20 protein-coding genes are annotated in these 24353 nt (G+C 54.1%); 11 read left to right on the top strand and 9 right to left on the bottom strand.

The annotated features are described in order from the left end of the window. From RUM_RS13090 to rpoB, 7 genes are all read right to left on the bottom strand, one after another. On the bottom strand, nucleotides 1-792 hold a 792-nt coding region (locus tag RUM_RS13090), incomplete at its 3' end, for an elongation factor Tu (protein ID WP_041326297.1). A 95-nt stretch (nucleotides 793-887) separates the two neighbouring features. Then, entirely contained in the window at nucleotides 888-2972 is a 2085-nt protein-coding gene (gene fusA / locus RUM_RS05860) for an elongation factor G (RefSeq protein ID WP_041326296.1), read from the bottom strand. Nucleotides 2973-3005: 33 nt separating this feature from the next. Then, nucleotides 3006-3476 carry a 30S ribosomal protein S7 gene (gene rpsG / locus RUM_RS05855; RefSeq protein ID WP_015558259.1) on the bottom strand — a complete coding sequence of 157 codons (471 nt, stop codon included), beginning with the start codon at nucleotides 3474-3476 and terminating at the stop codon, nucleotides 3006-3008. 147 nt (nucleotides 3477-3623) lie between these two features. Then, a complete protein-coding gene (gene rpsL / locus RUM_RS05850; protein WP_015558258.1) occupies nucleotides 3624-4046 on the bottom strand; it encodes a 30S ribosomal protein S12 in 423 nt (140 codons plus the stop codon). A 120-nt stretch (nucleotides 4047-4166) separates the two neighbouring features. Next, nucleotides 4167-5552 carry a leucine-rich repeat domain-containing protein gene (locus RUM_RS05845; RefSeq protein WP_015558257.1) on the bottom strand — a complete coding sequence of 462 codons (1386 nt, stop codon included), beginning with the start codon at nucleotides 5550-5552 and terminating at the stop codon, nucleotides 4167-4169. A gap of 82 nt (nucleotides 5553-5634) precedes the next feature. Continuing rightward, nucleotides 5635-9354 carry a DNA-directed RNA polymerase subunit beta' gene (gene rpoC / locus RUM_RS05840; protein WP_022356927.1) on the bottom strand — a complete coding sequence of 1240 codons (3720 nt, stop codon included), beginning with the start codon at nucleotides 9352-9354 and terminating at the stop codon, nucleotides 5635-5637. Nucleotides 9355-9447: 93 nt separating this feature from the next. Continuing rightward, complete coding sequence (rpoB, locus tag RUM_RS05835; RefSeq protein WP_015558256.1) at nucleotides 9448-13323, bottom strand: DNA-directed RNA polymerase subunit beta; 3876 nt, start codon at nucleotides 13321-13323, stop codon at nucleotides 9448-9450. A gap of 398 nt (nucleotides 13324-13721) precedes the next feature. Between rpoB and RUM_RS05830 the strand changes: the two genes are divergently transcribed. From RUM_RS05830 to guaA, 7 genes are all read left to right on the top strand, one after another. Continuing rightward, entirely contained in the window at nucleotides 13722-14339 is a 618-nt protein-coding gene (locus RUM_RS05830; RefSeq protein ID WP_015558255.1) for a hypothetical protein, read from the top strand. Further along, nucleotides 14336-15211, top strand: coding sequence for a hypothetical protein (locus RUM_RS05825; protein WP_015558254.1), 876 nt, complete (start codon nucleotides 14336-14338; stop codon nucleotides 15209-15211). The genes RUM_RS05830 and RUM_RS05825 overlap by 4 nt, the downstream gene beginning before the upstream one ends. Beyond that, entirely contained in the window at nucleotides 15186-16082 is an 897-nt protein-coding gene (locus RUM_RS05820) for a hypothetical protein (protein WP_015558253.1), read from the top strand. The genes RUM_RS05825 and RUM_RS05820 overlap by 26 nt, the downstream gene beginning before the upstream one ends. A 2-nt stretch (nucleotides 16083-16084) precedes the next feature. Then, nucleotides 16085-17614, top strand: coding sequence for a YifB family Mg chelatase-like AAA ATPase (locus tag RUM_RS05815; RefSeq protein WP_015558252.1), 1530 nt, complete (start codon nucleotides 16085-16087; stop codon nucleotides 17612-17614). A 28-nt stretch (nucleotides 17615-17642) separates the two neighbouring features. Further along, nucleotides 17643-18788 carry an FtsW/RodA/SpoVE family cell cycle protein gene (locus RUM_RS05810; protein WP_015558251.1) on the top strand — a complete coding sequence of 382 codons (1146 nt, stop codon included), beginning with the start codon at nucleotides 17643-17645 and terminating at the stop codon, nucleotides 18786-18788. A gap of 10 nt (nucleotides 18789-18798) precedes the next feature. Continuing rightward, nucleotides 18799-19533, top strand: a complete 735-nt coding sequence (locus RUM_RS05805; protein WP_041326295.1) for a tRNA threonylcarbamoyladenosine dehydratase — start codon at nucleotides 18799-18801, stop codon at nucleotides 19531-19533. Nucleotides 19534-19759: 226 nt separating this feature from the next. Next, nucleotides 19760-21313: a glutamine-hydrolyzing GMP synthase gene (gene guaA / locus RUM_RS05800; protein ID WP_041326636.1), complete on the top strand. Its 1554-nt coding sequence runs from the start codon at nucleotides 19760-19762 to the stop codon at nucleotides 21311-21313. A 174-nt stretch (nucleotides 21314-21487) separates the two neighbouring features. Here the strand turns inward: guaA and RUM_RS05795 are convergent, their stop codons facing one another. Continuing rightward, entirely contained in the window at nucleotides 21488-21691 is a 204-nt protein-coding gene (locus RUM_RS05795; RefSeq protein ID WP_015558248.1) for a hypothetical protein, read from the bottom strand. A gap of 114 nt (nucleotides 21692-21805) precedes the next feature. Next, nucleotides 21806-22294 (bottom strand): helix-turn-helix domain-containing protein, encoded by a 489-nt coding sequence (locus tag RUM_RS05790; RefSeq protein WP_015558247.1) that lies wholly within the window; start codon nucleotides 22292-22294, stop codon nucleotides 21806-21808. 204 nt (nucleotides 22295-22498) lie between these two features. Between RUM_RS05790 and RUM_RS05785 the strand changes: the two genes are divergently transcribed. The 4 genes from RUM_RS05785 to RUM_RS12845 all read left to right on the top strand — a co-directional run. Further along, complete coding sequence (locus RUM_RS05785) at nucleotides 22499-22702, top strand: helix-turn-helix domain-containing protein (protein WP_015558246.1); 204 nt, start codon at nucleotides 22499-22501, stop codon at nucleotides 22700-22702. 4 nt (nucleotides 22703-22706) lie between these two features. After that, the gene (locus RUM_RS05780; RefSeq protein WP_015558245.1) at nucleotides 22707-23813 is read left to right on the top strand and encodes a site-specific integrase; all 1107 of its coding nucleotides are present in this window, start codon (nucleotides 22707-22709) and stop codon (nucleotides 23811-23813) included. After that, nucleotides 23794-24120, top strand: a complete 327-nt coding sequence (locus RUM_RS05775; RefSeq protein ID WP_015558244.1) for a plasmid mobilization protein — start codon at nucleotides 23794-23796, stop codon at nucleotides 24118-24120. Before RUM_RS05780 ends, RUM_RS05775 begins: the two co-directional genes overlap by 20 nt. Beyond that, nucleotides 24117-24353 (top strand): hypothetical protein (locus RUM_RS12845; RefSeq protein ID WP_041326294.1); only part of this gene is annotated, 237 nt, incomplete at its 3' end. The genes RUM_RS05775 and RUM_RS12845, both read left to right, overlap by 4 nt.

Genomic DNA, 24353 nt, shown 5'->3' with positions numbered 1-24353 from the left:
AATACCGGTAACAACGGTGCTGAGCTTCTCGTCAGACAGACCAACGATTTCAACAGTCTCGTTCAGGTTCAGCTTTCCTCTTTCTACTCTACCGGTTACAACGGTACCACGACCGGAAATGGTCATAGTATCCTCGATCGGCATCAGGAAAGGCTTAGCATCGTCACGCTCCGGGCTGGGAATGTATTCGTCTACAGCATCCATCAGATCCAGGATCGGCTTGTAAGCAGGATCGCTCAGATCATCGGGAGCTTCCAGTGCAGCCAGAGCAGAACCGATGATGATCGGAGTGTCATCGCCGGGGAAGTCGTAGGAAGACAGCAGATCTCTGATGTCCATCTCAACCAGCTCCAGCAGCTCAGGATCGTCAACCTGGTCAGCCTTGTTCATGAATACAACGATTGCCGGAACGCCTACCTGACGAGCCAGCAGGATGTGCTCACGGGTCTGAGCCATCGGGCCGTCGGAAGCTGCAACTACGAGGATCGCACCATCCATCTGTGCTGCGCCGGTGATCATGTTCTTAACATAGTCAGCGTGACCGGGGCAGTCAACGTGTGCGTAGTGACGCTTGTCAGTCTCGTACTCAACGTGAGCGGTATTGATTGTAATACCACGCTCTCTCTCCTCAGGAGCCTTATCGATCATATCGTAAGCCTCATACTGAGCCTGACCCTTCAGTGCCAGGGTCTTGGTGATTGCAGCGGTAAGTGTGGTCTTACCATGGTCAACGTGACCGATTGTGCCGATGTTAACATGGGGCTTGGTTCTTTCAAATTTAGCCTTTGCCATTGGAATTTCCTCCTCGTTTCTAGTATTGGTTTGTGCAAATCTGATAACTCTATTTTATCAGATATTACAGGTAAATGCAAGTGATTTCGGAAATTTTATTCCTTATCCTTGTTGCGCTCGTGCATGATCTTCTCCGCAATGGACTTCGGAACTTCCAGATAGCTGTGGGGTTCCATAGAGTACTGCCCACGACCCTGTGTCTTGGAACGCAGGTCATTGGAGTAGCCGAACATTTCGGACAGCGGAACGAGTGCATTGATCTGCTGTGCGCCGGGTCTTGCTTCCATGCCGAGGATCTGACCACGGCGGGAGTTCAGGTCACCGATTACATCGCCCATGTATTCCTCAGGCACGATTACAACGACCTTCATGATCGGTTCCATCAGAACCGGGTTTGCCTTACGCATAGCCTCCTTGAACGCCATAGAACCAGCGATCTTAAATGCCATTTCAGAGGAGTCAACTTCGTGGTAAGAACCGTCATACAGACGAACCTTTACGTCAACTACCTGATAGCCTGCCAGAACACCGGACTGCATAGCGCCCCGGATACCCTGATCGACAGCCGGAATGTATTCCTTCGGAATTGCACCGCCGACAACGTCATTGATGAACTCATAACCCTTACCGGGCTCGTTGGGCTCGATCTGGATCTTAACGTGACCGTACTGACCCTTACCGCCGGACTGTCTTGCATACTTGTGATCCACGTCAGCCTTGCCCTTGATTGCTTCCTTGTAGGAAACCTGGGGCGCACCAACGTTTGCCTCTACCTTGAATTCACGGAACAGTCTGTCCACAATGATCTCCAGGTGGAGCTCACCCATGCCAGCAATGATAGTCTGACCGGTTTCCTCGTCCGTCCAGGTTCTGAAGGTAGGATCTTCTTCTGCCAGCTTGGACAGCGCAATACCCATCTTCTCCTGACCAGCCTTGGTCTTGGGCTCGATCGCCAGATTGATAACCGGATCCGGGAATTCCATGGACTCCAGGATTACCGGGTGCTTTTCGTCACACAGGGTATCACCTGTGGTGGTATTCTTCAGACCAACTGCAGCAGCGATATCCCCTGCGTAAACAGTTTCGATATCCTTTCTGTGGTTGGAGTGCATCTGCAGAATACGACCCAGTCTCTCCCGGTTGTCCTTGGTAGCGTTCAGTACGGTTGTACCTGCATCAACGGTACCAGAGTATACACGGAAGAAACAGAGCTTACCAACGAAGGGATCCGTTGCAATCTTGAATGCAAGCGCTGCAAAGGGCTCATCGTCGGAAGAAGGTCTTTCAACCTCTTCACCAGTCTCCGGATTTACGCCCTTGATCGGGGGCACATCCAGCGGAGACGGCATATAGTCAACAATTGCATCCAGAAGCTTCTGAACGCCCTTGTTCTTGTAGGAAGTACCGCACACAACCGGAACAAATGTGTTTGCCAGTGTGCCTTCACGGATGCATCTCTTGATCTCGTCAATGCTCAGCTCTTCGCCGCTCAGATACTTCTCAAGCAGATCATCATCCTGCTCAGCAGCACTCTCGATCATTGCATCGTGGTATTCCTGTGCCTTGTCCATCATGTCAGCAGGAATGTCCTCTACTCTGATGTCCTTTCCAAGGTCATCGTAGTACACATATGCCTTCATCTCAACAAGGTCGATCAGTCCCTTAAAGTCGGATTCAGCGCCGATGGGCAACTGAATCGGAACAGCGTTGCAGTGCAGTCTGGTCTTCATCATGTCAACTACGTTGTAGAAGTTGGCACCCATGATGTCCATCTTGTTTACATACGCCATTCTCGGAACGTGATACTTATCAGCCTGACGCCAAACGGTTTCAGACTGAGGCTCAACACCGCCCTTTGCACAGAAAACTGTTACAGAGCCGTCGAGCACTCTCAAGGAACGCTCAACCTCTACGGTAAAGTCTACGTGGCCGGGGGTATCGATGATATTGATTCTGTGGCCTGCCCAGTGAGCGGTGGTTGCAGCGGAGGTAATGGTGATACCTCTCTCCTGCTCCTGCTCCATCCAGTCCATTGTCGCAGCACCCTCGTGCACCTCGCCGATCTTGTGCGTAATACCTGTGTAGAACAGGATACGCTCGGTGGTGGTAGTCTTGCCTGCGTCAATGTGAGCCATTATACCAATATTTCGGGTCTGTTCCAAAGAACAATCTCTAGGCATAATTCTCCTCCTAATCTTAGCACATAAGACCCATTACCAACGGTAATGTGCAAATGCCTTATTAGCCTCTGCCATCTTATGCGTATCGTCACGCTTCTTGCAAGCACCGCCGGTGCCGTTGAGTGCGTCCATGATCTCGCCTGCCAGCTTTTCCTTCATGGTCTTTTCGTTTCTCAGTCTGGCATACTTGGTCATCCATCTCAGACCCAGTGTCTGACGACGCTCCGGGCGAACCTCCATCGGAACCTGATAGGTTGCACCGCCCATTCTGCGTGCCTTTACTTCCAGAACCGGCATGATATTCTCCATTGCCTGTTCAAAAGCTTCCAGTGCGTCCTTGCCTGTTTTTTCAGCGACGATGTCAAATGCCTCGTAAACGATCTTCTGCGCAACACCCTTCTTGCCGTCCAGCATGATGTTGTTGATCAAGCGGGTGACAAGCTTGGAGTTGTATACAGGATCCTGCAGTACATCTCGCTTTGCGATATTACCTCTTCTTGGCATTTCGCTTCCCTCCTTCACATAGATTCATGAATTCATAGGTACTCGTTCACACATTGCATGTGTTGACCGTCAAGACCAATGCAGAGGTATATCTGCCCCAAGGGCTTCTATATCATCTCCACATTATATCCTGTGGTTGGTTGAATCCTACTTCTTAGCTGCCTTCGGCTGCTTTGCGCCGTACTTGGAACGAGCCTGTGCTCTGTTTGCAACGCCCTGTGCATCCAATGTACCGCGGATGATGTGGTAACGCACACCGGGGAGATCCTTTACACGTCCGCCACGGATCAGAACCACGCTGTGTTCCTGCAGGTTATGACCGATACCCGGAATGTAAGCAGTTACTTCGTAGCCATTTGTCAGACGTACTCTGGCGATCTTTCTCATAGCAGAGTTCGGCTTCTTCGGTGTGGAAGTTCTGACAGCAGTGCAAACACCACGCTTCTGCGGGGAGCTCTGGTTGATGGCGGTCTTCTTCTTCGCATTGTAGCCCTTCTGGAGAGCCGGAGCGGTAGACTTCACCTCCGCAACTGTTCTGCCCTTACGTACCAGCTGATTAAAGGTTGGCATAGTTTTCCTCCTTTTCTTCTATATTTATGCCTGCAACATTAGAGTGCCGCATACTAGATTATTATATACCTCCATTTCCGGTTTGTCAAGCCTCTTGTAGAAAATTTCCCGCTGATCCGGTCATTTTTCTGTAGTTTTCTGTGCTTTTCGCCGCATCAGCAGCATCACCAGTGCGATTCCGGCGCCCCCAGCCAGCACAATGCCGCCGAACAGGAGCCGTTTTGTACCCATGGACATGGAATGAACTTCTGCATCGGATTCCTCCGCCCCCATGGGCGCAGCCAAGGAAATTCCTTCTTTTTCCGCATAGGCTTTTGCAGCAGGGCTTTCCGTGCTGATCCGGAACTGCTCCTCCAGAGCAAAGCCCTCCTCCCCGGATACATAGGTATAGCCCATACACCGGCTGCCAAGGCTCGTGACCGAATCCGGCACTGCCAGATACAGCAGCTTGTCACAGGAGGCAAAGGCGTAGTCCCCGATCTCCTCCAATCCCTGGGGCAGAATCACACTGGTCAGACTGCCGCAGTGATAAAAGCCCATGGTGCCGATCTTCCGCACCTCCTGGGGCAGGGTGATACTCCGGAGGTTCTCACATCCGTAAAAGGCGGCACGGCGAATCTCCTGCACCCCATCCGGCAGAATCACCGATGTAACCGCTGTTTGCTCAAAAGCGGATTCCCCGATGACCGTCACCCCTTCCGGCACCTGCGCCTGGGTACCGCTGCCCTTGAAACGATACAGGGTACTGCCGATGACCACGCAGCCATCCGGCTGCTTCTGAAACCAAAGGGTATTCCGCAAAGCGTCTGCACTAATGATCATGTTGCTCTGCTCCGGAAAGGCAATCTCCTTTAACGCCGTACAGTTGTCGAACGCCCCCTCCCGGATGTACATTACAGAATCCGGAATGGTCACCGATTCCAGCACCGTGCAGTTGGCAAAGGCGGAATCCCCTATGCTGTGCACTGTATCCGGGATCTCGTAGGCTGTTCCCTCCCCCCGGTATGCCAGCAGGATCCCGTCTCCCACGATCAGCACGTCCTGGCTCCGATCCTCCAGCCAGGGGGTTCCGCTGAAGGCGGCGGTTTCGATCTCCGTCACCGTGTCCGGAATCTCCACCTGCTTCAGCAGGACGCAGTCTTCAAAGGCAGAAGCGCCGATGGTTTCCAATCCCTTTGGCAGAGTCGCTTCTGTCAGATAGCCGCAATCCCGGAAGCAGCTGTCTCCGATATAAGTCACCCCTGCCGGCAGAGTCACGGTTTCCGCATAGCACTCGGCAAAGGCACCTGCGGCAAGCTCCGTCACCGGGGCGCCCCCAAGCGTATCCGGGATGGTCAGCACCGTGTCCGCTTCATTCCAGCTATAATGGAGAATGGACGCTTTTCCATCCTGGAGCTCATAGGTATATCTGCCGCTGTCATCGGTTTCCGCCCGGCATACAGCACCCATACAGACTGCTGCCGCCATGCCTGCCGCCAGACCCACGATCCATCCGATCCGCTTCATAGGCTCCTCCAAAAAAATCCCCGGAACGCCGCCGCTTGTTGCAGCATTCTGCGCTCCGGGGAGTGATGATGATACGAACTGCTTACAGCATGGTAGCAGAATTGCTTGCCGCTGCTGCATGCTCCAGATAGCCCTCGTTCTTGACTACCTGTACCTTGTTGTAAATATCCATACCGGTGCCGGCAGGTACCAGCTTACCGATGATAACATTTTCCTTCAGACCCAGCAGGTGATCGCTCTTGCCCCGGATTGCTGCATCTGTCAGTGCCTTTGTGGTTTCCTGGAAGGAAGCGGCGGACAGGAAGCTCTCCGAGCTGGAGGATGCCTTGGTAATACCCTGGAGCACCGGAGTGGTGGTAATCAGAGACAGGGTCTCCTCGCCATTGTTGATCCGCTCCTGCAGCTCCTCGTTGATCTGTGCAACCTCCTTGGAGTCTACCAGTGCACCGGGAAGCAGATAGCTGCTGCCGGAATCCTCAACCTTGATCTTCCGGAGCATCTGCCGCACGATTACTTCAATGTGCTTATCGTTGATATCAACACCCTGGAGCCGGTATACCTTCTGTACCTCGTCGATGATGTAGTTCTGCACTGCCTGAGGACCCAGAATATTCAGAATATCGGTGGGGTAGATATTGCCCTCTGTGAGCTTCTCGCCCTTTTCGATATCCTGACCCGGACGAACACGGATCTTGAAGTTGTAGGGGATCATATAGGTTTCGCTTTCGCCGGTTTCCAGATTGGTCAGAACCACGTTCCGGGTCTTGTTGACCTCCTCGATCTGTACACGGCCGCTCATTCTTGCAATGATGGCTGCATTCTTGGGACGTCTGCCCTCGAACAATTCCTCGACACGGGGAAGACCCTGTGTGATATCCTCCGCAGAAGCGATACCGCCCGTATGGAAGGTACGCATGGTCAGCTGGGTACCGGGCTCACCGATGGACTGTGCAGCGATGATACCAACCGCTTCACCCACATTGACCAGGTTGCCGTTTGCCAGGTTTGCGCCGTAGCACTTTGCGCATACACCCTGCTTTGCCTTGCAGCGCAGCACGGAACGGATCTTGATGGTCTCCACGCCGGATTCCACAACACGCTTTGCATCGGCGGAATTCATCAGCTTGTTCTTGGAAACGATCAGCTCGCCCTTGTCGTCCCGCAGATCCTCTACCAGGTATCTGCCCACCAGACGTTCTGCCAGCGGCTCGATCATTTCGTTTCCGTTGCGGATCTCATAAACCTCAATACCGTCATCAGCGTGGCAGTCATGCTCCCGGATGATCACATCCTGGGAAACGTCTACCAGACGACGGGTCAGATAACCGGAGTCCGCAGTACGCAGTGCGGTATCCGCCAGACCCTTCCGGGCACCTCGGGAGGAAATGAAGTATTCCAGAATGTTCAGACCTTCCCGGTAGTTGGCTCTGATCGGCATCTCGATGGTAGCACCGGAGGTGTTGGCGATCAGACCACGCATGCCCGCTAGCTGACGGATCTGGTTGATACTACCACGGGCACCGGAGTCCGCCATCATGAAGATGGGGTTGTACTGATCCAGATTCTTCTTCAGCGCAGTGGTTACATCGTCCGTTGCCTGGTTCCAGATCTGAATGAACTGCTTGGACTTTTCCTGCTGGGAGATATAGCCATATTCATACTCTGTGGTGATCTGCTCGATCTTCTTATCCGCTTCCGCCAAAATCTCCTTCTTCTGGGGCGGGATCTCCGCATCGCAGACTGCTACAGTGATGGCAGCCTTGGTGGAGAACTTAAAGCCCAGCGCCTTGATCTTATCCAGCACTTCGGAGGTGGTGGTGGTACCGTGGATCCGGATGCAGCGCTCGATGATATCAGAAAGCTGCTTCTTGCCAACCAGGAAGGAAATTTCCAGGTCAAACTGCTTGTCGGAATTGGTTCTGTCCACATAGCCCAGATTCTGGGGAATGTTTTCGTTGAAGATCAGCCGGCCAACGGTGCAGTCGATGATCTTGGATACCTTCCGCTCCCCGATGTCCTTGGTGACACGCACCTTGATGGCAGCATGCAAGGATACGTCATGCTCGTAGTACGCCATCAGCGCCTCGTCCTGGTCACGGAACACCTTGCCCTCGCCGGGCTCGCCCTGCTTGAGCATGGTCAGATAGTAGGAGCCAAGCACCATATCCTGGGTGGGCACTGCCACCGGGCATCCATCGGAGGGCTTCAGCAGGTTGTTTGCCGCCAGCATCAGGAACCGGGCTTCCGCCTGTGCCTCAGCGGACAGGGGCAGATGCACCGCCATCTGGTCTCCGTCGAAGTCTGCGTTGTATGCGGTACATACCAGAGGATGCAGCTTCAACGCACGACCCTCTACCAGCACCGGCTCAAACGCCTGGATCCCCAGTCTGTGCAGGGTAGGCGCACGGTTCAGCAGTACCGGGTGATCCTTGATGACATTTTCCAAAGCGTCCCATACCTCAGTGGAGGCACGATCCACCATTTTTCTTGCGCTCTTGATATTTGCAATGACTTTGGTGTCCACCAGGCGCTTCAGCACGAAGGGCTTGAACAGCTCCAGCGCCATTTCCTTGGGCAGACCGCACTGATACATCTTCAGCTCCGGGCCAACCACGATTACGGAACGGCCGGAGTAGTCAACACGCTTACCCAGCAGGTTCTGACGGAACCGTCCCTGCTTACCCTTCAGCATATCGGACAGGGATTTGAGGGCACGGTTGTTGGGGCCGGTGACCGGTCTGCCGTGACGGCCGTTGTCGATGAGGGCGTCCACCGCTTCCTGGAGCATCCGCTTTTCGTTCCGGATGATGATGTCCGGCGCTTCCAGGGTCAGCATTCGCTTCAGACGGTTATTCCGGTTGATGACCCGGCGATACAGGTCATTCAGATCGGAGGTAGCATATCTGCCGCCGTCCAGCATAACCATCGGACGCAGCTCCGGCGGGATCACCGGCACAACGGTCATAACCATCCACTCAGGCTTGTTGCCGGACAGCCGGAATGCCTCGATGATCTCCAGCCGCTTCAACAGCTTGATCTTCTTCTGTCCTGCGGGCAGTCCCTGCAGTTCTTCCTTCAGCTCATCGGAGGCAACCTCCAGGTTATTCCGCCACTCGGCGTCCACATCCTGGCAGAAGGCACACTCCTTGCAGTTGTGTGCAAATTCACAATTCTTGCAAGCTTCCCGCTGGGTTTTATCCAACGTCAGCTTGCCGCTCATCACCAGCTTGTTCTTCATTACATCGTAACGAGCCGGATCAAATTCCTGCAGCAGCTTGTAGATGGCTTCTGCGCCCATTTCAGCCTTGAAGTCGTCACCGTATTTTTCCTGATAGGACAGGTACTCCTTTTCGCTGAGGAGCTGCTTCTTTACCAGATCTGTCCCGCCGGGATCCAGCACGATGTACTTGGTAAAGTAGAGGACTTCCTCCAGACGCTTCTGGGAAACCTCCAGTACCTGGCCGATTCTGGAGGGGGTACCCTTGAAGTACCAGATGTGGGACACGGGAGCCGCCAGCTCAATGTGACCCATACGCTCACGACGCACCTTGGCACGGGTTACCTCAACGCCGCACCGGTCGCAGACCTTGCCCTTGAAGCGGATCTTCTTGAACTTACCGCAGTGGCACTCCCAGTCCTTGGTGGGTCCAAAGATCCGTTCGCAGAACAGACCGTCCCGCTCCGGCTTCTGGGTTCTGTAGTTGATGGTTTCCGGACGCTCCACAGCACCGTAGGACCAGTTGCGGATCTGCTCCGGGGATGCCAGGCCGATTTTAATGGAGTCAAAAGTTGAAAATTCCAAATCAGTACCTCCTAAAATTCTCGTAAGAGGTAGCGTGCTGTCACGCTACTGTATCGCATCGCAGGCAGGGCGTCATGCCCCGCCGCCGCTTGTTCAGATATCCTCATCGCCGGAAAGGTCAAAGTTGAACACATCTTCGCTCTCTCCATCCTCCGGCAAGGTCAGGTCATCCTCGTCTTCCTCTTCGCCGTCCATGCTGAAGCCGGCATCGCCCATATCATCATTGCCGTAGTAGCTGCCGTCTGCGGTTTCTTCATCCGCAAAGGACACCGGCTGGGGAATGATGTCGTCATCATCGTCAAAGTTCTGCTTCAGATCGATCTCTTCCTGGTTCTCATCCAGAACTCTTACATCCAGACCCAGGGACTGGAGCTCCTTGATCAATACCTTGAAGGACTCCGGAATGCCCGGCTTCGGTACGTTCTGTCCCTTTACGATGGCCTCGTAGGTATTGACACGTCCTACGGTATCATCGGACTTGACCGTCAGGATCTCCTGCAGGGTATAAGCAGCGCCGTAAGCCTCCAGCGCCCAAACTTCCATCTCACCGAAACGCTGACCGCCGAACTGTGCCTTACCGCCCAGAGGCTGCTGGGTAACCAGGGAGTAGGGGCCAACGGAACGTGCGTGGATCTTATCATCAACCAGGTGGTGCAGCTTCAGATAGTACATATAACCCACGGTTACACGGTTATCAAACTTTTCACCGGTTCTGCCGTCGTACAGGGTGAACTTGCCGTCCTCGCACATTTCCAGTGCGTTGGGGTTGATCACCTTATCCATGGTGTTCAGCGTGAAGTACTGCTCGGTGGCTTCCGCCTGGATCTTCTTGTTCTTTTCGTTTGCCGCATTCAGGCATGCCCGGATGTCATCCTCGTGGGCACCGTCGAATACAGGGGTCATAATGTGCCAGCCCAGTGCCTTGGCAGCCATACCAAGGTGCACCTCCAGCACCTGCCCGATGTTCATACGGGAAGGTACGCCCAGGGGGTTCAGCACGATATCCAGCGGTGTGCCATCCGGCAGGAAGGGCATATCCTCCTCCGGCAGAATCCGGGAAACCACACCCTTGTTGCCGTGACGACCTGCCATCTTATCGCCTACGGAAATCTTCCGCTTCTGTGCGATGTAGCAGCGTACCAGCATATTCACCCCGGGGCTAAGCTCATCGCAGTTGTCCCGTGTAAAGATCTTCACGTCTACAATGACGCCCGCCTCTCCGTGAGGCACCTTCAGGGAGTTGTCCCGGACTTCTCTTGCCTTTTCGCCGAAGATCGCCCGGAGCAACCGTTCCTCTGCGGTCAGCTCGGTCTCGCCCTTGGGGGTTACCTTACCAACCAGAATATCCCCGGAATGCACCTCCGCACCGATGCGGATGATACCCTTTTCGTCCAGATCCTTCAGTGCATCGTCGCTGACATTGGGGATATCCCGGGTAATTTCCTCCGGCCCCAGCTTGGTGTCACGGCACTCGATCTCGTATTCTTCAATGTGCACGGAGGTGAAAACATCCTCACGCACCAGACGCTCGTTCAGCAGAACCGCATCCTCGTAGTTGTAGCCCTCCCAGGTCATGAAGCCGATGAGGGCGTTCTTACCCAGGGAGATCTCACCGTCAGCGGTTGCAGGACCGTCCGCCAGCACCTGTCCCTTCTTGACTGCTTCTCCCACAGAAACGATAGGACGCTGGTTGATGCAGGTGCCCTGGTTGGAGCGCTTAAACTTGGTCAGCTTGTATTTCTGCTTGGTGCCATCCTCCTGCTTGACGATGACCTCATCTGCACAAACGCTTTCCACTACACCGTCTGCATTGCATACGATGCACACGCCGGAGTCCACAGCCGCCTTGTATTCCATACCGGTGCCCACGAAGGGACGCTCGGTCTTGAGCAGCGGCACTGCCTGTCTCTGCATGTTGGAACCCATGAGGGCACGGTTTGCGTCGTCGTTCTCCAGGAAGGGGATCATGGCGGTTGCCACGGAGACTACCATCTTCGGGGATACATCCATGTAGTCCACCTGATCCCGGTCGCACTCCAGGATCTTCTCCCGGTACCGGCAGTTGACTCTCTGGCGGGCAAACTTGCCCTCCTCGGTCAACGGCTCGTTGGCCTGGGCTACAATGAAGTTATCCTCCACGTCCGCAGTCATATATACAACCTCGTCTGTGACCACGCCGGTTGCCTTGTCTACCTTCCGGTAGGGAGCTTCGATAAAGCCGTACTCGTTGATTCTTGCAAATGTTGCCAGGTAGGAAATCAGACCGATGTTCGGACCTTCCGGAGTCTCGATGGGGCACATTCTGCCGTAGTGGCTGTAGTGTACGTCACGCACCTCGAATCCGGCTCTGTCACGGGACAGACCGCCGGAACCCAGGGCGGACAAACGACGCTTATGGGTCAGCTCAGCCAGAGGGTTGGTCTGATCCATGAACTGGGACAGGGGGGAAGATCCGAAGAACTCCTTGATGGCTGCGGTAATGGGACGGATATTCACCAGTGCCTGGGGGGTGATTACGTCCATATCCTGTGCCTGGATGTTCATCCGCTCCCGGATCACACGCTCCATCCGGGAAAAGCCGATGCGGAACTGGTTCTGCAGCAGCTCGCCCACGGAACGGATACGCCGGTTCCCCAGATGGTCGATGTCGTCCACCGTGCCCACGCCTTCGCACAGATTGCAGAAGTAGCTGATGGTGGCGTAGATATCGTCCAGGATGATGTGCTTGGGCACCAGCTCATCCGCACGCTTCTTGACCTGCTCCTCCAGCTCCTGGGCGTCCGCAGAGCTTTCCAGGATCTCCTTGAGCACCTTGAAGGAAACCTTCTCGTTGATGCCGTATTCCAGCACGTCGAAATCCACATAACCGGACAGGTCAACCATGCCGTTACCGATGACCTTGACTTCCTTTTCCACCATACGAATGGCGGTTTCGTTCTGCTCGTTGGTGTAGTATTCCTTGGTTTCAACGTTGAGATATGCTTCGTAAACACCCGCCTGCTCGATCTCCATCGCCTTCTCAAAGCTCAGACGATCGCCGGCATCCGCCAGCAGCTCACCGGTCAGCTCATTTGCCACCGGACGGGACAGGATGTGTCCCACCAGACGGGAGCCGATACCCAGCTTCTTGTTGTACTTGTACCGGCCGAACCGGGACAGATCATAGCGCTTTGCGTCAAAGAACAGATTATCCAGGTGCTGGATGGCGCTTTCCACCGTAGGCGGTTCGCCGGGACGCAGCTTTTTATATACATCGATCAGAGCGTCGGAATTGTTCTTGGTGCCGTCCTTCTGGAGGATGGTCTGGCGCAGGCGCTCATCGTTGCCGAACATCTCCGCAATTTCCTCGTCCGTACCGATACCCAGAGCACGGATAAAGGTGGTCAGCGGAATCTTTCTGTTTTTATCGATCCGGACATATGCCACATCGTTGGAATCCATTTCGTATTCCAGCCATGCACCACGGTTCGGGATGACGGTTGCCTTGAACAGATCCTTACCGGTCTTGTCCTTTTCAAAGGCATAGTACACACCGGGGGAACGTACCAGCTGGGAGACGATAACACGCTCTGCGCCGTTGATGACAAAGGTACCGCTTTCGGTCATCAGAGGGAAATCTCCCATGAAGATCTCGCTTTCCTTTACGTCACCGGTTTCCTTATTCCAAAGCGTAGCCTTCACCCGCAGGGGCGCTGCGTAGGTTACATCCCGCTCCTTGCACTCTGCAATCGTATATTTGGGGGTGTCGTCGATCTTGTAATCCACAAAATTGAGCACCAGGTTTCCGTTGTAGTCCGTGATCGCTGCCACGTCCCGGAAAACCTCTTTCAAGCCCTCTTCCTTAAACCACTTATAGGAATTCTTCTGCACCTCAATCAGGTTCGGCATTTCCAGAACTTCATTGATCTTGCCGAAGCTCATTCTCGTGTTCTTGCCAAGCTGCTTGGGTGTAACCTTCACATCTGCCATAGGCGGAGCCCTCCTTTTTGTAGTTGCGTGTCAATCCTTCGCACCTGTACCTGGTCAGCCGGAAATCCGTCTGATTTTTTTCAAAAACCTCTTGACATCACTTTGCCGGATGTGGTATACTATTGTGCAAAGTTGAGCAATAAGCCATGACGATACATTCTAAAATTATAGTATATGTCTCCCGGCTTGTCAAGTAGTTTTCAGAAAGTTTGGCGATTTGAACGCATTCCGCTTCCGTGGAATGCGTTTTTTTATATATTTCACAGAGCAGCCGACTTTACACGTTTTCGGCTCGCTCCGCCGGATTATTTTCTGTCAAAAAATATGCAGAAGTACTTTTCAACCGCTGAAAACTATGCTATAATTAAAGAAGTATAACCGGAAAAGGAGGGTCTCCCATGTCCATACCCTTTCAGCAGCAAGCAAAACGTATGGCGCAAACCGCCCATTACGCCGAATGCCGCCGGCAAAAGCTGCTTTCAGACCGGCTTCTGAAGTGGTCATTTCTGACCGTCGCCGGTGTCAACTGTCTCATTTTTCTGATCGGGTTCATGATGCTGTTCCTGACCCTGGGCATCCTGGGCAGCGCATATTTCTACACCTTCTGGTACAGCCCCTTTCAGGTCGCCTTCATCATCGGGCTTGCCTATAAAAAACGGCTCTGGTGTCTGCCGTTCCTGGTGCTTTTTGCCTGCATCGCCGAGACCTGGCACGGGCAGATGCCCCTGGCACTGGCTGCCGCACACCTGAATTTGATCGTCAGCCTGGGCGCAGCCATCGCCTCCTTTCTGGGGATCCGGATGGATCGGCAGCTTGCAGCACGGGAGGGCTACCCCCAGTTCCTGGACACCCTGCCTGCAAAGAAAGAGCATCTGCCCCCCACCACCCAGCTGATCCAGGATCTGAACCGACGGGACAGACCGGAGACTGTGAAGGAGACCCCCGGCGTCATGCAGGAGCTGTGCATACCGGAACACCTATCCGCATCAGATCATTCTCAGGAGGAACCAAAATGAAACCAACCGATCTTCAGACCCAATTTGATTTTGACAAGGAAGCCCGGGAACAGGCGGAACGGGTCAAGCATACAAAGCTGGAAAAGGATTATTCCTACTTTGACAGCTGCCGGGAGACCATGGCGGAAATCGAGAAAACCAACCGTGCCGCCTTTTTCTACACCTGCTTCGCCTGCTTCATCATCGCCTTCACCGCCATGTTCAAGCAGCGGTTCCAGATCTTCTCCAGCCTGGGCTATGCCCTGGGAGAGCCGGACAGCTTTGCGGTGATCTTCTGCGGCGGTGCTATGCAGATTTTCCTGGCGATCCTGGTGGTCATCGTAGGTTATCTGGCATGGGCAAACTTTCATAAGCTGAACATTGCCCTGTTTGCGCTGTATGCCGCCATGTGCCTGCTGGGGGTCTACCATGTGGATCTGCCCTCCATGGGGCTTGGTCTGCTGGGAGCTGCCATGTACATCCGTGCCATGCTGACCCTGCCGGAGGAGGAACGGCTCAGCAAGCTGGAGGGGTACCCGTACTTCAACGAGCGGCTGGAGCTGTCCAAGCAGGATTTTGACAAAGAGCCTTTACATCCGGACAGCCCTGACAAGGATCGGTACTATATGGATTCCCTGACCCGGCGCACCCTGGAAGGCAAGGAGGAGGAAAGGCGGGTGATCCCCAAAAAGGAAACCGCCCCTGCCTCTCTGCCGGAACAGCCGCTCCAGCCCCTGGAGGAGGTACTCAGTGACAAACCGGTGTACACTGCCCACACCCAGAAGCTGCCGGAGCTGAATGAGCTGACTCTCGGGGATACACCGACGTCCCAGGCTGCACCTGAAAAATCCGGGAAAGGAGCAAAGCATGGGAAACGGAAGAAGCACTCCTGAAGAGGAGCAGCGCTTTGCCCACTACGAAGCCTCCGCCGAGCAGATGCGCAAACTGCATGTGCTGTTCCGCCGCTCCCTGTGGTGGAATCTTGCCAACGTTGCCGTCCTCATCACCATCACCATCGTCACAGTGGGCTTGATCTCTGCCGGACGGGCGGATAATCTGAATCTCCCGGCTCACGACACCGGCAGTCAGCTTTCCGCAGCGGTGCTGTTCCAGATTTTTGCGCTAATCTTCTGCGTCACCGTATGCGTCCTGTCCGTGCTTGCTGCCACCAAGCACCGGCTCAGCGCCATTGTCCTGACCGGTCTATACGGAGCTATGTGCATGTACCAGTTTGCGGTGGGTATGCCGGTGCGGAACATTCTGTATCCCATTTGCTTTGTATCCGGTTTCCTGCTGAACCTGCGGCTTATTCGTGGTTTCCGACAGCTGAACCAGCTCAGTCAGCTACCCGGATATCCCCAGTTTGTCCGGCGGCTGGATGAATCCTCCAAGTATGAGCTGCCCCTGTACTTGCAGAATCGGAAACAGGCACAGGATATGGAGGATCTGACCCCTGCAACGCCTGCCGTCTCTGTACCAGATGCATCATCGGACATGCCATCCGTACCTGCCATGCCGGATATGGAACCCCTTCCGCAGCCGGATGCTCCCATTGTACCGGATATTCCGCCGGTTACGAAGCCGGACATCCCCACTGTACCCAAACCAGCAGCGCCGGTGATCCTGCCAGGCACTCCCAGCCTGTCCGAATCCGTATCCCCTGCAAGCCTGAAGCCCCGTACCGCCGAGGAACTGTTCGGTGCGCCCATCTTCACTTCAGAGCAGATCTATACTGCCCCGGAGGATCACCAGGAGGAACACTGACTATGTTTGCACAAGTCAACAGTCTGGGTCTGTTCGGCATGAACGCCTTTGCAGTCCAGGTGGAAATCGATATCAGCCGGGGACAGCCCATGTTTGAAGTGGTTGGGCTGCCGGATGCGGCTGTCCGGGAAAGCCGGGAACGGATCAAATCCGCCCTGCGTGCCTGCGGCGTGGCATTCCCCGTTGCAAGAGTTATGGTAAACCTGGCGCCGGCAAACACCAAAAAGACCGGCTCTGTCTATGACCTTGCCATTCTCATGGCGATCCTCCAGGCAACCGGACGGCTCCCTGCCCTGCCAAAGGACAGTTGCTTCCTGGGGGAGGTATCCCTGAACGGCAGTCTGCGGCCGGTAAGCGGTGTGCTGCCCATGGTGCTGCTGGCACGGGAACAGGGCATCCGGCAGATTTTCCTGCCGGCTGACAATGCCTATGAAGCCTCTGTGGCATCCGGCATCGCCGTATACGGGGTGGAGAATGTGTCCCAGCTACTGGATCACTTTGACGGGGAGCATGCTCTGACCCCTCAGCCTGCCTATGTACCCACCGCCGTGGAGGCAGAACCGGTGCCGGATTTCTCCGACGTGCGGGGGCAGAACTTTGCAAAGCGTGCCCTGGAGATCGCAGCGGCAGGGGGACACAACACCCTGCTCATCGGCACTCCGGGCAGCGGCAAAAGCATGCTGGCAAAGCGTATGCCCGGGATCCTGCCGGAAATGACCTTCGGGGAATCCATCCAGACCACCAACATCCACTCGGTGGCAGGGCTTCTGAACCCCAGACAGCCTCTGGTAACGGTACGACCCTTCCGCTCTCCTCACCACACCATTTCTGCGGCAGGGCTGGCAGGGGGCGGCAGCATTCCCCATCCGGGAGAGATCTCCCTGGCACACAACGGACTGCTGTTCCTGGATGAGCTGGCGGAATTTGACCGGCGCACCCTGGAGATCCTGCGGCAGCCCCTGGAGGATCACACCGTAACCATTTCCCGGGCGTCCGGCACCATCACCTACCCCTGCTCCATTATGCTCATCGCTGCCATGAACCCCTGTCCCTGCGGTTATTACGGGCATCCTCAGCGCAAATGCACCTGCTCCCAGAACCAGGTACAGCAATATTTGTCCAAGGTATCCGGTCCCCTGCTGGATCGCTTTGATCTGCATGTGGACGTGGCACCGGTTTGCTTTGAGGATCTTACCGGTACCGGCAAGGAGGAATCCTCCGCTGACATCCGGGAACGGGTACAAGCAGCACGAAAGATCCAGCAGCAGCGCTTTACGGACACCGCCATCACCTGCAACGCCCAGATCACTCCGGATCTGCTCCGCACCTACTGTCCCATGACCGACCGGGCGCAGCAGCGGCTGAAGGATGTGTTTGAGCGGATGGGTCTGTCCGCCCGGGCATACGACAGGCTGCTGAAGGTTGCCCGCACCATTGCAGATCTGGACGGAGTGGAAACCCTGGATCTGCGGCATGTGACCGAAGCGGTTCAATACCGGAGCCTGGATCGGAAGTACAAAACCCATACATAACTACACAGATACCAAGGAAAGGAATTCCATGAAACGTGCCCTCCAACGGCTGTCTCAGTTCACGCACAAGCTGGACAAGCCCCTGTTCATTGCCGTTACTCTTTGTGCGTCTCTCAGCGTGGTGCTGATCTACTCCATTTATTACAATCATGTGGTCAGCTCCGTAGGCGCAAGCTATTACCAGACCCAGCTGGCAGCCATGCTCATCGGCTCTGTCGGCTGCCTGACCCTCACCGCTCTGGATTATCACAAGATCGCCAAGCTGTGGTTCCTCTACATGCCCCTGGCACTGGTGCTGGTGGGGCTTACCTTCACCTCCCTGGGCGTGCGCCGGGAGGGTGCGGATGACGTGGCATGGCTGAACCTGGGCTTTACCACCATTCAACCCTCCGAGTTTCTCAAGCTGGCGTTTATCCTCAGCTTTTCCTATCACCTGTCCCGGGACGAGGAGAACATCAACAAGCCTCTGCATTTGCTGCTGCTGTGCATCCACGGCGGCATCCCCACCCTGCTGATCTTTTTGCAAGGAGATTACGGCACTGCCGTGGTATTCATCGCCATGTTTGCCGTGATGCTGTTTTCCATGGGTCTGAAGCTCCGGTATATTCTTGCCGCCTTTGCCCTGGCAGGCGGCGCCGGGGTGGTACTGTGGAAATTCGTGCTGAAATCCGTCCACAAGAACCGGATCCTGGTGCTGCTGCATCCGGGCACGGATCCTTTGGGTCTGGAGTATCAGCAGGATCTGGGGCTGGCGTCCCTGGGCTCCGGTCAGGTATTCGGCAAGGGGCTGTTCGGGGCACAGGAATATGTCACCGTACCGGAGCTGCACAACGACTTCATCTTCGCCTGGATCGGGCAGGTGTTCGGCTTTGTAGGAACGGTGGCTGTGGTGGCGGTGCTCGCCTACATCTGTCTGAAAATATTCGCCGACAGCCGCTCCGCCAAGGATACCCTGGGCAAACTGATCTGCCTGGGGGTATTCGCCATGCTCTTTGCCCACTGCTTTATGAACATCGGCATGGTGCTCAAGGTGATGCCCGTTATCGGCATTCCCCTGCCCTTCTTCAGCGCCGGAGGCACGGCTATGTTAAGCATGTATCTGGCACTGGGACTGGTGCTCAGTGTCCATGCCCACAACGAGAAAAAATACCGCGTATTCTACGACGCAGAATAGGAGCCCTTTCATGATGCATGCATTTTCCCGGACAGAGCTGCTGCTTGGCAAGGAAGGAGTGGAGCAACTCCGGCAGGCATCCGTCTGTGTATTCGGCATCGGGGGCGTAGGCTCCTACGTGGTGGAGGCTCTGGCACGCAGCGGCGTGGGGCACCTGACCCTGGTGGATCACGATACGGTGAGCATCACCAACCTGAACCGACAGCTGGTGGCACTTCACTCCACCCTGGGCATGCAGAAGGTGGAGGTGGCACGCCAACGGATCCTGGACATCAACCCGGAGGCGCAGGTAACGGTGCACCCCTGCTACTACACCGGCAGTGAAGTGAATTTGCAGGGCTTTGACTTCATTGCGGATGCCATCGACTCGGTGACCTCCAAGCTGACTCTGATCGAAAAAGCCACTGCCGCCGGAATCCCCATCATTTCCTGCATGGGCACCGGCAACAAGCTGGATCCCTCCAGGCTGGTGCTGACGGACATCTCCAAAACCAGTCAGTGTCCCCTTGCCAAGGTGATGCGCATTTCCCTGCGGAAGCGAGGCATCCACCATCTGCCGGTGCTGTATTCCACAGAGCCGCCGGCACCCCACCTGGAGGAATCCGAGGAGCCGCAGGAGCACCGCAAAACCATCGGCAGCATGGCATTCGTGCCCGGCTGTGCAGGCTTGATGATCGCAGGGGAAATCATCCGCCGCCTGTCCCAGATAGAAGCTGCACCGCATGTACCGGAGAAGCGGGCATAACCCAACCGGTTTTTATGCAAACTGCCAAAAAGCCGCATTCCATTCAGCTTTTTAAGCTGTTTTCCCCTGCCCTACTTGCTTTTTTTGCGGAAAAATGGCATAATAAAAGAAATGTATGCAGCACCGCACAAGTCTGTGCGGCGGATGCTTCGTTCCCCATCCCGGCGATTCCGTCTGCCGAAAAAACGGAAACCGGCTGTCCTACAGCCGGGCATTGGAGTATGCTATGACACACCAGCTTTGCATCGTGCTAGATTTTGGCGGTCAGTACAACCAGCTGATCGCCCGCAGAGTCCGTGAATGCGGCGTATACTGCGAAGTGAAAAGCTATAAGACCCCCATTGAGGAGCTGCGGGCACTGAACCCGGTGGGCATCATTTTCACCGGCGGCCCCAACAGCGTGTATGACGATGCCTCCCCCCGGATCAGCCCGGAGATCTTTCATCTGGGCATCCCGATCCTGGGCATCTGCTACGGCTGTCAGCTGATGGCGTATACCCTGGGGGGCAAGGTGGCTACCTGCATCACCTCTGAATACGGCAAGACGGAAACCACCTACGATCCGTCCTGCCTGCTGTTTGCGGGCATCCAGGACATGCCGGAACAAGCCATCTCCTGGATGAGCCATACGGATTATATTTCCGAGCTGCCAGCAGGCTTCCGTGCCACCGCCCACACCCAGCACTGTCCGGTTGCGGCCATGGAAAACAAGGAGCAGAAGCTGTATGCGGTACAATTCCATCCGGAGGTCAACCACACCCAGTTCGGCGTCCGCATGATCGACAACTTCCTGAAAAAGGTCTGCGGCTGTACCGGAGACTGGACCATGGGCAATTTCTGCAAGGCAACTGTACAGTCTCTCCGGGACCAGATCGGGCCGGATGGCCGGGTGCTGCTGGCGCTGTCCGGCGGCGTGGATTCCTCCGTACTGGCTGCTCTGCTGGCGGAAGCCATCGGGGAGCGGCTGACCTGCGTATTTGTGGATCACGGCCTGATGCGCAAAAACGAAGGGGATGAAGTGGAAGCCGCATTTGCAAAGTGGGACGTAAACTTTGTTCGGGTCAATGCGGAGGAGCGATTCCTCAGCAAGCTGGCAGGGGTGGAGGATCCCCAGGAAAAGCGACACATCATCGGTGCGGAATTCGGCTATGTGTTCCGGGACGAGGCGGAACGCTTCGGCATCACCAAGCAGGACTTCCTGGCACAGGGCACCATCTACCCGGACGTAATTGAGTCCGGTCAGGGGGATGCAGACGTGATCAAGAGCCATCACAACAAGCTGCTACCTGCTGAAGTGGTTGCAAGATTCCAGGACGTACTGGAGCCCTTGAGCCTGCTGTTCAAGGACGAGGTGCGGCAGCTGGGCAGGGAGCTTGGCTTGCCGGAATATCTGGTAATGCGGCAGCCCTTCCCGGGGCCCGGTCTTGCCATCCGGATCATCGGGGCAGTCACCAAGGAAAAGGCGGACACCCTGCGGGATGCGGACTGGATCTATCGGGAGGAAATTGCAAAGGCCGGGCTGGACAAGCAAATCAGCCAGTATTTTGCAGTGCTGACCAATTGCCGTTCCGTGGGCGTTATGGGAGACGGCAGAACCTATGATTACACCCTGGCGCTTCGGGGCGTTACCACCACGGACTTTATGACTGCGGACTTTGCCCGGATTCCCTATGAGGTTCTGGAGGCCATTTCCGCCCGGATCGTCAACGAGGTCAAGAACATTAACCGTATCGTGTATGATGTTACCACTAAACCCCCGGCTACTATTGAGTGGGAATAATAAACGCCCCGAAAAATAGGGCGTAAATACGCCAAAAGCCGTTATCAAACCGTTATCATGGCAACGTTTTTCTATTATTGGCAACAGTATAAAAATAATTGTCTGAAAAGATAAGAGCTATCTGATTCGTATTTGAATCGGATAGCTCTTTTTTGTTTATTAACTAATTTGTATTTAAGGTTTCTTCTTTATGGTCAGCTTTCTTGTACCGTCTTTAAGAATTTCCTTTTTAGTATAAAGCCCATCTTCATCAAGCTTCTTTTCAAAAGGGCGACCTAATTTGTCTGTGCCTTCTTCAAACCAACCTCGACGCTTTTTGGGCAAAACATCTGGAAAGGAATTTGAATTGCTCGGTACAATCTCATTTTTCTTCTTCATTTGAATTCCCCCTTCATAGGTTAAGGCATATACTTACAATTTAATTATACAGAAAAGCCGAAAGCACGTCAATTGGCATTATGTCCAAACGTAAATTCGCATTTTTAGTATTATTTACAGATTATTATCGCCTTTACGAGCTGCTTCATTCCTCTCCGCCTCCGACCTCGGATATCTGTATCTCCACTGATCATACTCCTCACGGCTGATCTCCCCATTGCGGTACTTCTGAGCCATTTCCTCCCAGGGTTCAAGCAGACCTGTCATCTTCGCAAAGGTCGAGCCGTTCTGCCTGTTGATGCGGATACATATTTCATCGTCCAGACGGTCGATCTTGAAGCCATATAAATCCTCTAACGCAAACAGCGTGTGCATAAGACCTGTGTAGCTGTCGATGTTCGGGACGTTCAGAGCTTCGGTCGATACGTCAAGTGCGTCGGCAAGCAGTTCCACAAGATCAGCTTTAGGCGTTCTCGATCCAGATTCATACTGTGCCATACGAATATCGGCTGTCCGTTCCGAGAAGCCGACCTGCAAACCTAAGAACTTCTGCGTCATACCTCTGAGGTTTCTGATAAACCTGATCCTCTCACCTATTGCCATATTGTTGTCCTCCATTTTTAAACGGCAGATGATCTGCGCTGCCATATTTCACAAATACATTATAACGTATATGCTTAGTGTTTGTCAAGATAGTAGAAATAAAAATGTTTAGTGATCTTGCGCTTGACATAACGAAAAACGTTTAGTATAATGAAATCAGAACTTAACGATTTGGAGTTAAGTTAGAGAAAGGAGATACTCTTAATGACAGATAAAAATTTTATGAGAGTAGAAGATGTTGCCAGGGAGCTTGATGTATCCAAGTCCTATGCTTATAAGATAGTGCAGAAGCTCAACAAGGAGCTTGAAGCCAAGGGATATATCACGATCTCAGGCAGAGTGAACAGACAATACTTCCTCGAAAGGACTTGCTACGGCGGTTCTACTGAGGACAGCGAAAGGAAGTGATACGATGTCAGTCTATAAAGATGGCAGCAAGTGGCGTGTAATCTACCGCTACACCGACAGCCGTGGAGAACGCAAACAGACACAAAAGCGTGGTTTCTCCACAAAGAAAGAAGCTCAGGCGTGGGAGCGTGAGCAGATGAACAAGACGGAATCCAGCCTTGATATGACCTTTGAGAGCTTTTCGGAGATTTACTTCGAGGACATGAAGAAGCGTCTGAAAGACAACACTTGGCACACCAAGGAGCATATCCTCCGCACAAAGCTGATCCCGTTCTTCGGGAAAAGAAAGATGTGCGACATTCAGCCCAAGGACGTGATAGCGTGGCAGAACGAAATGCTTGAAGGCTCAACCAAGACAGGCAAGCCGTATTCACCTGTGTATCTGAAAACGCTCCACAATCAGCTCAGTGCTGTGTTCAATTATGCGGTCAAGTTTTACGGACTTCCGAGCAATCCTGCAGCCAAGGCAGGCAATATGGGAAAGGCGAAGAACCGTGAGATGCTCTTTTGGACGCAGGAGGAATACAAGCAGTTCGCAGAGGTCATGATGGACAAACCAGTTTCGTTTTATGCCTTTGAAATGCTGTATTGGTGCGGTATTCGTGAGGGGGAGCTTCTCGCACTCACGCCTGCCGATTTCGACTTTGAGAAGCAGACGGTCTCGATCACAAAGTCCTATCAGCGTATCAAGGGACAGGATATTATCACTGATCCAAAAACAGCAAAGAGCAACCGTGTTGTGAAGATGCCTGATTTTCTTTCTCAGGAGATACAGGACTTCATCAGTCAGCTTTATGGTATCGGGGAACATGACCGTATGTTCATGATAACCAAGAGCTATCTGCACCATGAGATGGACAGAGGGGCGAAAGAATCCGGCGTGAAGCGTATCCGTATTCATGACCTCAGACACTCGCACATCTCTCTGCTCATTGAAATGGGCTTCTCCGCTGTTGCTATCGCAGACAGGGTTGGTCACGAAAGTATTGACATCACTTATCGCTATGCTCACCTATTCCCAAGTACGCAGAACGAAATGGCGGATAGGCTCAGTAACCTGAGAAGCGATGATGCGGAGGGAGGTGAAGATGATGTCAGCGAAAAACCTTGACAGCAAGGGACGTTTCAGGGCAAGGACGATCGGTTTCCGAGTCTCGCCCGAAGAAGATCAGCTCATCAACTCCGCTGTGGCACTGTCGGGACTGACCAAGCAGGACTACATCGTAAAAAGGCTTCTCTGCCGTGATGTGGTAGTGCAGGGCAATCCGAGAGTATACAAAGCTCTGAAAAATCAGCTTGCCGAAGTCCTCGGAGAGCTCCGAAGAATACAGAACGGCTCTGCTGTGGACGATGAGCTGCTGTCCACGATACAGCTCATCACAACAACTCTGAATGGTCTGAAAGGAGATAGAGAATGACCGATAAGAGAGAAATGACCGCTCTTGACGCACCTGTTGGCGCAGGTGCAGAGCAGTCACTTAACAACTATAATGGTATTATACCAGATTATAGAGAGGATTTCAAGCCCTCGGAGGAGGAATTGTTTGAAATGCAGATGCGGTATGAGCATGAAATGCAGGCACTTGCGAAAGCGGAGCACGAATCCGCTCCCAACTTCATGCAGACAATTTCGATGCCGGAGCTTTATGAG

Source organism: Ruminococcus champanellensis 18P13 = JCM 17042 (assembly GCF_000210095.1).
Lineage (GTDB): Bacteria > Bacillota > Clostridia > Oscillospirales > Ruminococcaceae > Ruminococcus_F > Ruminococcus_F champanellensis.
This window is presented reverse-complemented; position numbering and strand designations above follow the sequence as displayed.